A 10,876-nucleotide genomic window follows, 5' to 3' on the forward strand; every position below is an offset into this window, starting at 1 on the left:
GGAAGTTGAAGTATTCGAACGCGCCAAAGAACCTCCATCCTCCGAACAGAAAACGGAGTTGGAGGTTCTTTAATTTTTCGATACCGCTTATCGGTCTATCCGCTTACCGTACCGTTCAAAGCTCCCCGATCGCGTCCTTCAACTTCGGAAACACATCCAGCGCGTTTTGATAAAACACATGATGCCAGTATTTCTCCGGAATCAGGTGTTTGACGAAGCGGATATACGAATCAATCGGGATCAGGGGCCAGTCGGTGCCGAAGACCAGTTTGTCGTAGCGCTCGGCGAAGACGATCGCGCGCTTGAAATGCTCGACATACGTCTGTTCGGTCAGCAGGCGGGTGATCTTGTTGTCGTCGCCGACGATCCAGCCGGACAGGTCCGCGTACAGATTCGGATTCTTCTCCAGCATCGCGGCCGTGTCCATGACCCAGGGATCGCCGAGGTGGCAGATCATAAACGTAAGATCGCGGTGGGCCAGCAGCGCTTCTTCCATCGACAGCGGATGCGAGTATTTCAGCAGGCCGCGGTCCGAATACGTCAGGCCGCCGTGGATCACGACCGGCAGCTTGTAGGTGGACGCGAGCTCGTATACAGGATCGTAGATCGGATCGTTGACCGCAAAATGGTAGTAGCCCGCATACAGCTTGATGCCGACCGTTTTCGGATGCCGAAGCGAGATTTCCAGCGCTTCGAGCTGGCCCGGCTTCCGCAGCGTATGCGGATTGATGCCGGCGCACTCGAATACGTTTGCGGGCAGGCTGTCCAGCGTGCCTCCGTTCAGGTCGAGCCCCATCGGATTGGCGGCGGCGTTGTCCGGGAATCCGCCCGGGGCGGTCTCCGTTACGCCCATGCCGACGGCGGCCACCACGTTCGCGCGCCGGAATTCGTCTTCCAGCCCCTCGGGCGTATAGCTGAGCAGCGACACTTCGTCCGCGGTCTGGCGGAAACTTTCGATATCCGAATAGTGGATATGGGCGTCGATGATTTTCATGGATGATTGTCCTCCTCGGGATGAAATCGGCCGTTCAAAGACCTTTACCTTAAATCTGCGCTTGGTCCGGGTCGAACACGATTCCGCGCAGATTGTCCAACGCAGCGTCGTCCGGATCGAGGTCGGTCAGAATATGAAAATGCGGACGGGTAAAGCTGCGCGCGCCGCTGCGTCCGTCGAAGCGGTCGACCCATCCGACGATCGACAGCGCATTGTCCAGTTCGACAAACTGCCGATCTCCGCCAAGATGTCCCGGAGCGACGATCAGCCGTTCCGGCCGCTCCGCCGATTCGACCCGCAGCATCCCTTCGAAAGAACTGCCGATATCGTAGCGTCCGGCTTTGTAGACCACGGCTTCTCCGGCGGCGTCGCGGACGACGAAACGGCTTTCCCCCAAACTATCCGAAGCGGAGTAGCTGACGTCGCTGGAGAAGAACGGCTCTTTCAGCGGAAGGCCGCCCGACTGTTCGACCAGCACCGTATGTGCCATCACCGGCGCGCCCGGCAGCAGCAGGAAGTAATGATGGAAGCGCAATCCTTGGAACTTCTTGTTTTGACGGATATCCACGCCGACGCGGATGCCTGTCCAGAGATTGCCGAGGCTGTCGCGCAGCTCGGCGAATGCGCCGTCGATCGTTTCTTCGGCGATCGTGCGCGGCGTAAGTCCCGCCGGCGTTCCGGCGATTCCGCCGAACCACGGATTCCAGAACGATCTCGGTCCCGCCTGCGGGAACGAGGAGTCCAGCCACTCGCGGCCGCGGTAGCGCAGCGAGAACAAGGACGGTCCGTATTCCGGACAGGACCGGATCGTCAGCGGGCCGTTCTCGGCGGCCAGCACGGTCATGCCGTGCTCGGTCTCGGTGAAGGTGCGCACCGGCCGGTCGGCCGCGTCCGCCAGCGGGAACACGAGCGACGAGCGCTTGAATGCGTAAGCGTCCATATCGAAATCGAAGCGGACGATATCCGCTTCGGGACGTTCCGACAAGGTCAGCTCCGCCGACACCCGGCGAAGTTCCTGCGCCGGTTCCGCCGCCAGCAGGGCCGGCACGACAGTGCCGCGGTCCGCGGCGATCCGCAGGCTGCCGTTCAGATTCAATTCTTTGACTTCGGCCAGCTCGGCGGTAAAAGCGGCAGGCAGAAACGGATTCCCGCCGTTCAGCACTCCGGTCATATGGTCGGCGATCAGCGCCGGCCGCCGGGCTTCGTCGCCACCCTTCGGTTCGCCGGGACCCGCTCCGATACGCGGCGCGTAAGGGAACGCCGCCTGCGGAGACAGCTCCTCGCGGCCCAGAGCGAACGCGCGGAACCTGCGCCAATCCGCCGAAGTGCCTGCCTGGAAGATCAGCGGCAGCGTGTCCGCCGCGTCGCCCGGCGCCAGCCCGCCGACCGGCTGAAGGAACGCGTACCGGTAACGGTCGCGTACCGGGTACAGCTCGCGCGGCCAGACCAGGCCGCTGCAGCCTTCCGGCGAGCGGAAAAACATCCAGTTTTCGCTCAGCCGCTTCGTATCCCAGTATTTAATGCCAAAAGTGTTCGCTCCCGTCCGAAGATCGAGGAACGCGCCGTCGTAAGGCAGCAACGCTTCGCCGACCGAGACCGGCACCAGCTGCTTGAGCCGAAGGTCATCCGGCAGAGGCGCGCCGGACAGATTGACGATACGATGACGATAATTCAGCACGCCGCCTCGGCTCAGCTCGGCGATCAGCGTCAGCCGCACTTCGTAAGGCTCATGAAGCCCGTAGTCCGCTTCGAGCACGGCGGCTTCGCCGCGCCGCAGCAGCCTAACATCCGACGGTTTTACTTCGCCGAAGCGGTCGCTGAACGGCGGACCCAGCTTTGGAAACGGCAGCCAGAACGGCGCCCGGTCCTGTCCGGCCATGCGCAGCTGGAGCTGGTTATCGTTCTTGAACAGGTGGATTGTCGCTCTTCCCGCGCCCGCAATCCACTCCGAACGGGTTTCTCCGAAGAATACGCTGTCCGTCCCAGGGAATCTCGCTTCCAGTTCTCCTTGAACCCGCAGCGTCCGCCCGCCGGTTCGAACCGAGATATCGGCGGATTTGCCCAGCACGCCGGGCTGAAGAATACGCCCGCGAACGGGCACGGTGCCGCGCCCGTTTTCCGGCAGAGTCAATGTCAGCTCTTTCGGTTCGAACGCGATCACATCCGAATCCGGCAGCGACAGCGTCAGTTCGGTTTCCTGCGGAAAGCGGCTTTCGATTCCCAGCTGCAGCTGTACTTCGTCGCCGGGGTGGAAGACCGCCGCGGAGGCGTGCAGACCGAGCTCGACCGGGAAAACGGGCGCGACGCCGGTCTTGAACGAAGCGCGCCGCCCGTTGATGACGAGCTGCGCTTCGACGCCGGGATGGGTGCGCCAGACGCTGGGCTCTTTGTCCGACACTTCCAGCTCGAACGTCCCGCGAATCTCGCGGACGCCGCCGGCTTCCGGAACCGAGACCTTTTCGCTCAGCTCGAAGCCGATTCCTTTGCCGCCGCGTCCTTCGACGCTCACGGTCAGCGGCGCGCCGCTTTTGTTGACGATCCGGTACGCGACCGGATAAGCGGCGCCGAACGGCAGCCGGTGGCGCTCGACGATCGTCTCCACGCTGTAGTCGTCCGTTTCGATCTTCCGCAGACCGCGTCCGGAGCGCTCGTACTGCATCGACAGCGAGCGTCCGTCTTTTTCCCAGACATATGTATAGAAATCGAAGCCGTCCGCACGTTCGCCGTCGGGTTTCAGCGCGAGTTCCCGTTTGCCGTCATTGTACCAGTCCGCGCTTTCGAAGAATGCCGATACCGCTTCGGTCTTGAGCACCGACGGGATAAAGTTCATCAGATGCGTCGTTTCGTCGCGCTTTTCCCAGAAAAAGCCGCATTTCTTGTACGCCGGCACCGCCTTCGTATTGCCCGCCCAGGTGTACAGGTCGAGCCTCGGCCAGTCCAGCTCGATCGTGCGGCGGACCGCGTTGAGGATCAGCGCTTTGCCGACTTTTTGCCCGTGATAGTCCGGCCGGACGTTCAGCAGCGGGATGTACATCGCGCCTTCGTCCTCCTGGTAATAAGAAAAGCTGCAAAAACCGGCTACCGTATCGCCGTCCACGGCGAGAAACGTTTGCAGGTCGGTGCTTTTGCTTTGTTCCTCCCAAATATCCGCTTCGGTGCGAATAAACGCGTCCCCGCCCCAGCTTTCGCCGCTGACATTCCACATTTCCGCCAGGGAAGCGGCATATTTCGGCTCGAATTCGACGATCCGGATGTTTCCTTTTGCATGGGTATTCATAAACTGCCTCCCTGCTGCATAAGCTTGAATTGGGATTCCTTGCCTATTCGTTATTATAAACCGGAAGGGAGGAAGGTTCCAAGTAGACGGGCGGAGACTTTTTTTCGGGTGCCGCAAGTTTTCTTTTTTCAAGCGAGAAAGCGTTTACTATTTATCTGTTTAGACGTAAAATAAAGGTATAACCCCAGACGGGGCTTGAAATTTCATCTTAATTATAGAAAGAGGGAGACAAAGATGAAGGTTCGGGACTTTATGATCAAAGATGTGCATACCGTCAATCAGGACGCGACGCTTGCGAATGTGCTGCAGCTGTTTGTGGCGAAAAGGATCAACGGCGCGCCGGTGGTCGATTCGGAAGGCCGGCTGGTCGGCATGGTCAGCGACGGCGATATTCTGCGCCATATCAACCCGCAGCGGCAGACGGTTTACGACATGTTCAGCTACGTGATCGTCAGTCAGCCGGAAGAACTGGCGGAAGCGCTGGCGTACAAAGTGCACGGCGCGGCCAAGAAGATTATGAAGAAGAACGTGCAGGCGGTGAGTCCCGATCAGGATCTGGAAGAAGCGCTGGGCATCCTGGCCAAGCATCATTTCAAGAAACTCCCTGTCGTCAACGATAAAAAAGAAGTGGTCGGCGTGATCAGCCGCGGCGATCTGCTCAAGCAGATCGCGGACCGGATCGCCGAACTGAAACTTGTAAACAGCTGATCCGATTGAGATCGTGCCGTTGTCGGACGCCGCGAAGCACAAGTAGTTTCGCCCGGACGACACCGCCGAGGCTCGCGCCCGCTCCTTGTCGCCGTTCCCGGCGCTTTGGAGCGGGCTTTTGCGTATGCGCTCGTTTGCCCGGTATTTCGCTTCGGATTTACGCCGATTTTACATGCCGTTGACGTTCGCCGGGAAAGCGGGTGGTAAGATGGAGTCATAAAGGCAGAGGTGCTTGACCCAGGCCTTGATTCCACAGATTGCAAAGGTGAACGACATGAAACTTCCGCTTTTTTCGCGTGCGCAGCAGAGCGGCTTTTCCTCCGGGCTGGCCGATGCGCTCGAAACGCTTCAATCCTCGATCCGTCATTACGGCATGTCCCGCGAACTGTACCGGATTATCCGGGAACGCCGCCTGTCGACGGTGTTTCAACCTATCCTTAATCTTCAGGACGGAAGCTGTCTCGGTTACGAGGTGCTGAACCGGCCGCCGGCTTCCCGCTATTTTCCGAACACCGAATCTTTTTACGACTATATCGGCCGGACCAAACGCGTCTTCGAATTCGAACGCTACTGCCGGGAGACGTCGTTCGAGCGCTTTGAGTCCGCCAGACGGCTGGCGCGCCTTCCCGGCGAGAAGTCCAGCGAAGTCCTGTTTGTCAACGTCCATCCGCAGGTGCTGTCGGACGCCGCTTATCGCAGCGGGGAAACGGTGCGGATGCTGGAAAAATACCGGATTCCGCCCGGGCGCGTGGTGTTCGAGCTGACCGAGAAGCAGGCCGTAACCGATTATGCCCAGTTCGAACGCGTGCTGTCGAATTATCGGGCGCAGGGCTTCCGCATTGCGATCGACGACGCCGGTTCGGGCTACAGCAGCCTCAAAGCGATCGTCAGCCTGCGGCCCGAGTTTATCAAGCTGGACAAGTCGCTGATTCGCGATCTGCATCTGCACGAAGACCAGCGCCGCATGGTCAAGCTGCTTCAGGAATTCGCGGAAGGTTCGGGAACGTCGATCATTGCGGAAGGCATCGAGCACGGGGCCGAAGCGGAATTTCTGATCCAAGAAGGCATCGGGTACGGCCAGGGGTATGCGATCGGACGCCCGTCACCGGAGTTGATGCCGAGGTAGAGACAGGAGGAGCAGCGGGTGTTGACGAAGATCGGAGAGATCGCCGAGACGGTTCCCGTCGTCGGCGCGAGTACGAAATGCGAAGCGGTAAGCGAGCTGTTCACCCGCAATCCCAGGCTGGAGGGGATCGTCGTCGCCGTCGAGAACGGATCGCCGCAGCTGATGATGCGCATTCATTTCTACCAGCAGATCGGAACGCGCTACGGATTTACGCTGTATATGAACCGTCCCGTCAGCGAGCTGGCGAATCGGAACCCGCTGCTCGTCGACGAGTCGGAGCCGATCACCGAAGTCAGCCTCAAAGCGATGAACCGCCCCGACGAGCAGCTGTACGACCTGGTGCTCGTCATGCGCGGAGCCCGGCTGAGCGGCGTCGTCAGCGTGCGCCTTCTGCTGCTGTCCGTCGCGGAGGTGCGCACGCAGATGGCGACCTTTATGAACCCGCTGACCGGGCTGCCCGGCAACCGGATTATCGAAGACCGGCTTCGGCAGATGCTGGGGCTTGAGAAGTTCAGCGTGCTGTATCTCGATCTGGATCATTTCAAATCGTACAACGACAGCTACGGATTCAAACAGGGCGACCTGCTGATCCAGTCGACGGCCAATCTGCTGAGCGGGCTGTTCGCCGGACGCTCCGATACGTTTCTCGGTCATATCGGAGGCGACGACTATATTGCCGTCCTGCATCATCACGAATACGAAATTTCCTGCGCGCAGGCGATTGCCCGGTTCGAACAGATGAAGCGGGAATTTTACCGGGCGGAAGATCTGCTGCGCGGCTTCGTAACGGGCGAGAACCGCGCCGGCGTGTACGAACCGATTCCGCTCGTTTCACTGTCGATCGCCGTCGTGACCAACCGGATGCGATCCTACGATTCGATCGACGAGATTGTGGAAGAAGCGGCGCGGATCAAGAAAAGATGCAAAGCGGTGCCGGGCAGCATCGTGTTTGCGGATAACGAAACGGCGGTGTGCTCGAACTTTTGATTTTCTATACAAGAACGAGCAGGGCATGGCGGGGCAAAATAACAGTAGGACTCAATGCCGGACGTCGGGAGACGTCCGGTTTTTGGTGCTTAGGATTCTTTCGAATTTCTTTCGTTTTATCCGCGGCCGGTTTTCAGAAACGTTGTCTAATATACAAGACGAGCCGGCGGGAAAGCAGGAAGGATCGAGCGTATGGAACGGATGCCGGAGCTGCCGAAAGATTGCGCGCAGCGGGCGAATCGCGGATAATCGTACCGGAAGCACTGGAAGATATTCGGGGAAATCGGACGCATTGACGCGCTCGGGGATATACATAAGCAGCGAAGTCACGCAAAGGGCGGGGAAAGGAGAACGGAAACTTGTATCGGATACTGGTAGTCGAGGACGATCGGGAAATTTTGGAGGGCATCGCGATTTATTTGCGCAATCAGGGCTATGAGGTGCTTCGGGCGGCGGACGGCGTCGAGGGATTGGAACAGCTGGAGCGCGAAGAAGTGCATCTGGCGATTGTAGACATTATGATGCCGCGAATGGACGGAATGACGATGACGATGAAACTGAGGGAGAAGCACGAACTGCCGGTTATTTTTCTGAGCGCCAAATCGGAGGAGATCGACAAGATCGCCGGCCTGAACATCGGCGCCGACGATTATGTCGCCAAGCCGTTCGCACCGATGGAACTGCTGGCGCGCGTCAACTCCCAGCTTCGCCGCTATTCCAAATATCTGTCGCTGGTGTCGGGCGCGGAGAACGGCCGCCGCTACGCGGTGGGCGGGCTGGAGCTGGACGAAGAAAGCGTCGAAGTCGGCGTGGACGGCGAGCCGGTCAAGCTCACTCCGCTGGAGTTTCGCATTCTGGCGCTGCTGATGAGGCATCCGGGCCGCGTCTTCTCCGCCGACGAGATCTATGAGCGGATCTGGAACGATCGCGCCGTGTCGACGGATACGATCATGGTGCATGTGCGCAATATCCGCGAGAAGATCGAGATCAATCCCAAGCAGCCGAGGTATCTGAAAGTCGTATGGGGGGTCGGGTATAAAATTGAAAAACAATAAGTATGAACAAAATGCAGACGGACAAGCGAAGAAGACGAGGAATCCGAAACGCCAAAATGTGCCGACCGGATGGGCGAAAGGACCGGGTATCGATATACGCCCGATTCGCTGGCTGCTGCTTGCGGTGATCGCCCTCGGCGTCGTCAGCTTCTATCCGGCAATCCTGGACCGGGCAAGCGTGGTGTTCCGGGAAGAGGCAAGCCCCGCCCCGTTAAGCGAAAACCGCCAGGAAGCGCTCATCAATATCGTTGCGAAAGCCAATTATGCGCTGCCGATCACTCAGCTCAAGAATAGCGGGGACGTTCCGAAGCCTGCGGAAATTTATTTGTCGGGTCTGTCTCCGCGCAATAACAGTACGGCTGAAGAAAGAAAAAACTTAAACGATTTTAAATTGGGCGTGAATCAAACGGTTGCCGGCTGGCAGTCGGAGTTTGCGGATTATGCAAAAAATGCGTCCAGCTTGGAGTATATGGTCTACGACGACAAGCAACTCGCTTATTCGACCAACGGTTCCGGAGAACTGCAAAGTCTTGTTTTTCGTGAAGAGCGCGGAATGGCGGAGAAATACGCTTTTTATGCCGTGATTTCTTACGATGCCAACGGTACGATGAGCATTCCGAAATGGTTCGGTATGGACAGCAATCGGAAAGACCGGCTGCTGCTCGATTCGGGCAACCGCGCCGCTTTTCTGGAAAGTATAAGCGAAGCGGAGCCGAAGCTGGCAGGTTCTTCGGTATTGACCGATTACATCGAGCAGATCCGGCAGCCGCGAGGCTTTACGATGGTTTATGCGCTGCCGAGGGATCTTGCTTCGACGGCTTACGCCGCTTATGCGATGAAAGTGGATAAAGCGAAGGCGTTCGACCGCGGCGGATTTTTGGGGATCTCGCTGTTTGCAGCGGGCGCGGCGGCTTTGCTTGCACTTTTGCCGGCGCGCCCGCCGGCTCGTCGGCGCATGGCAGCCGAGACTGCGGAAGCTGCGGACATAAGCACGGAAACGGGATTCATGCCTGCTCCCGCGCTGCGAAGACTGCTGAAAACGCCGCCGGAGCTCTGGGCGATCGCTTGGGCGGCGGTGATTCTGACACATCCGACACTGTCCGCCTGGTCGTATACGATTACGCTGGCCGGGGGAGGCACTTTAGCCGAGTTGTTGGAATTCGTCGGAGTCTGGTGCGTCTGGCTCGCGCTCCTGACTTTCTGCTTCGGCTTCGCCGCTTATCTTGTCGGCGCGACGCGCAGCGGCTGGGGACGGACGCTGCTGCGCGGCAGCCTGTTCGTTCAATTGTTCCTGCTGGTTTACCGGGGCGTACGCAAACTCGGACAATGGACCGCAGAATTCGACTTCGCCGATCGTAGCAGCCGGGCGCTGCTCAAACTGTTCGGCGTTCACGGCACGGTCGTACTGGCAATCGTTCTGCTGGCGCGCTTTATCGGATATTTTGCGCTGATCCCGCTTGCCGTTTATCTGATCCTGCTGTTTGTCTGGCTGCAAAAGTATAAAAATCAGGCGCAGAGACGCTTTGCTCTGCTGCTCGGATCGCTGCAAAGCACAGCCCGCGGCGATCTGGATACGGAGCTTACGGAAGATGTGGGAATGTTCAATCCGCTCAGGAAAGAGCTGGGCCGGGTGCGAGAAGGCTTCAAACATGCCGTAGACGAAGAAATCAAAAGCCAGAAAATGAAAAGCGAACTGGTCACCAACGTCTCGCACGACCTGAAAACCCCGGTCACGGCGATCATCACGTATATCGATCTGCTTCGCCAGCCGGGAATCTCCGAAGATGAGCGGCGCGCATATATCGAGGTGCTCAGCGGCAAGTCGCAGCGGCTCAATCGCCTGATCGAAGACCTGTTCGAATACAGCCGGGCGTCGAGCGGCAACGTCGCGCTGACTCCCGTGAACGTCGATCTGGGCGAGCTGCTCAAGCAGGCGCATGTGGAACTGGAAGAGCGCCTGGGCGAATCCGGCGTGCAGCTGCGCTTCGTCCTGCCCGACAGCCGCATACTGCTGCCGCTGGACAGCGAAAAAACGTTCCGGATCTTCGAGAACCTGTACCTGAACATCGCGAAATACGCCGTCCCCGGCTCCCGCGCTTATATCGAACTCGAAGACCGGCCGGCCGACGTCGCCGTCACGTTCAAAAACGTCTCCCGGGAAGAACTGAACTTCAAACCGGAAGAAATCACCGAACGCTTCGTGCGCGGCGACACATCCAGACATACCGAAGGCTCAGGCCTGGGACTCGCCATCGTCAAAAGCCTGGTCGAAGTCCAGGACGGCACCTTCCGCATCGATCTCGACGGCGATCTGTTCAAAGCCGTTATCATCTGGCCCAAGACGGATCGGTAAGAATACCCGATACCGCCCGCCGCCTCCCAGTAACCCGATTGTCGACAAATGACAAGGCAGACGAAGTAGAGGCGAGGGCAGGATGAGCAGGGGGAGAAAAGCAGAAGAACAAAAAAAGTAGAAGAACAAAAAAGCAGAAGAACAAAAAAGCAATAACAAACAAGCGGCGAAGACCCGGGTCTTCGCCGCTTTGACATGTCGGGAAACGATTGGATGTAAATATAATCAGGCAGGTTCGATTGGAATGAAAGGTGGGGGAAAGGTCGGGAGAAATAATGCGAGCGGCAAGAAAAATCTAAATAGCTGCGTATAGGGTTACTACTTAGCACCCCACCAGCGAGGTACGGTGGCGTAAGGCGTAGGTCAACGAATCGAG

General features: G+C 58.6%; 7 protein-coding genes. 5 read left to right on the forward strand and 2 right to left on the reverse strand.

The genetic code is table 11. The annotated features are described in order from the left end of the window. Nucleotides 1-115: 115 nt before the first annotated feature. Nucleotides 116-994, reverse strand: a complete 879-nt coding sequence (locus QWJ34_RS22450; protein ID WP_302731335.1) for an amidohydrolase family protein — start codon at nt 992-994, stop codon at nt 116-118. Nucleotides 995-1,043: 49 nt separating this feature from the next. Beyond that, a complete protein-coding gene (locus QWJ34_RS22455) occupies nt 1,044-4,271 on the reverse strand; it encodes a GNAT family N-acetyltransferase (protein WP_302731336.1) in 3,228 nt (1,075 codons plus the stop codon). A 234-nt stretch (nt 4,272-4,505) separates the two neighbouring features. On the opposite strand from QWJ34_RS22455, the gene QWJ34_RS22460 reads away from it, so the two are divergent. The 5 genes from QWJ34_RS22460 (at nt 4,506) to QWJ34_RS22480 (ending at nt 10,500) form a co-directional block, all read left to right on the forward strand. After that, nucleotides 4,506-4,979: a CBS domain-containing protein gene (locus QWJ34_RS22460; RefSeq protein WP_302731337.1), complete on the forward strand. Its 474-nt coding sequence runs from the start codon at nt 4,506-4,508 to the stop codon at nt 4,977-4,979. A 274-nt stretch (nt 4,980-5,253) separates the two neighbouring features. Continuing rightward, nucleotides 5,254-6,105, forward strand: coding sequence for an EAL domain-containing protein (locus tag QWJ34_RS22465; RefSeq protein WP_302731338.1), 852 nt, complete (start codon nt 5,254-5,256; stop codon nt 6,103-6,105). A gap of 18 nt (nt 6,106-6,123) precedes the next feature. After that, entirely contained in the window at nt 6,124-7,092 is a 969-nt protein-coding gene (locus tag QWJ34_RS22470) for a GGDEF domain-containing protein (protein WP_302731339.1), read from the forward strand. A 359-nt stretch (nt 7,093-7,451) separates the two neighbouring features. Continuing rightward, nucleotides 7,452-8,147, forward strand: coding sequence for a response regulator transcription factor (locus QWJ34_RS22475; protein WP_302731340.1), 696 nt, complete (start codon nt 7,452-7,454; stop codon nt 8,145-8,147). After that, complete coding sequence (locus QWJ34_RS22480; protein WP_302731341.1) at nt 8,134-10,500, forward strand: histidine kinase dimerization/phospho-acceptor domain-containing protein; 2,367 nt, start codon at nt 8,134-8,136, stop codon at nt 10,498-10,500. Before QWJ34_RS22475 ends, QWJ34_RS22480 begins: the two co-directional genes overlap by 14 nt. Nucleotides 10,501-10,876: the final 376 nt, after the last annotated feature.

The organism is Saccharibacillus sp. CPCC 101409 (genome assembly GCF_030518235.1).
Lineage (GTDB): Bacteria > Bacillota > Bacilli > Paenibacillales > Paenibacillaceae > Saccharibacillus.

Excerpts from the sequence above, each read along its gene's own strand:
- QWJ34_RS22450 (WP_302731335.1), bottom strand. The coding sequence starts at position 994 with ATGAAAATCATCGACGCCCATATCCACTATTCGGATATCGAAAGTTTC.
- QWJ34_RS22455 (WP_302731336.1), bottom strand. The coding sequence starts at position 4,271 with ATGAATACCCATGCAAAAGGAAACATCCGGATCGTCGAATTCGAGCCG.
- QWJ34_RS22460 (WP_302731337.1), top strand. The coding sequence starts at position 4,506 with ATGAAGGTTCGGGACTTTATGATCAAAGATGTGCATACCGTCAATCAG.
- QWJ34_RS22465 (WP_302731338.1), top strand. The coding sequence starts at position 5,254 with ATGAAACTTCCGCTTTTTTCGCGTGCGCAGCAGAGCGGCTTTTCCTCC.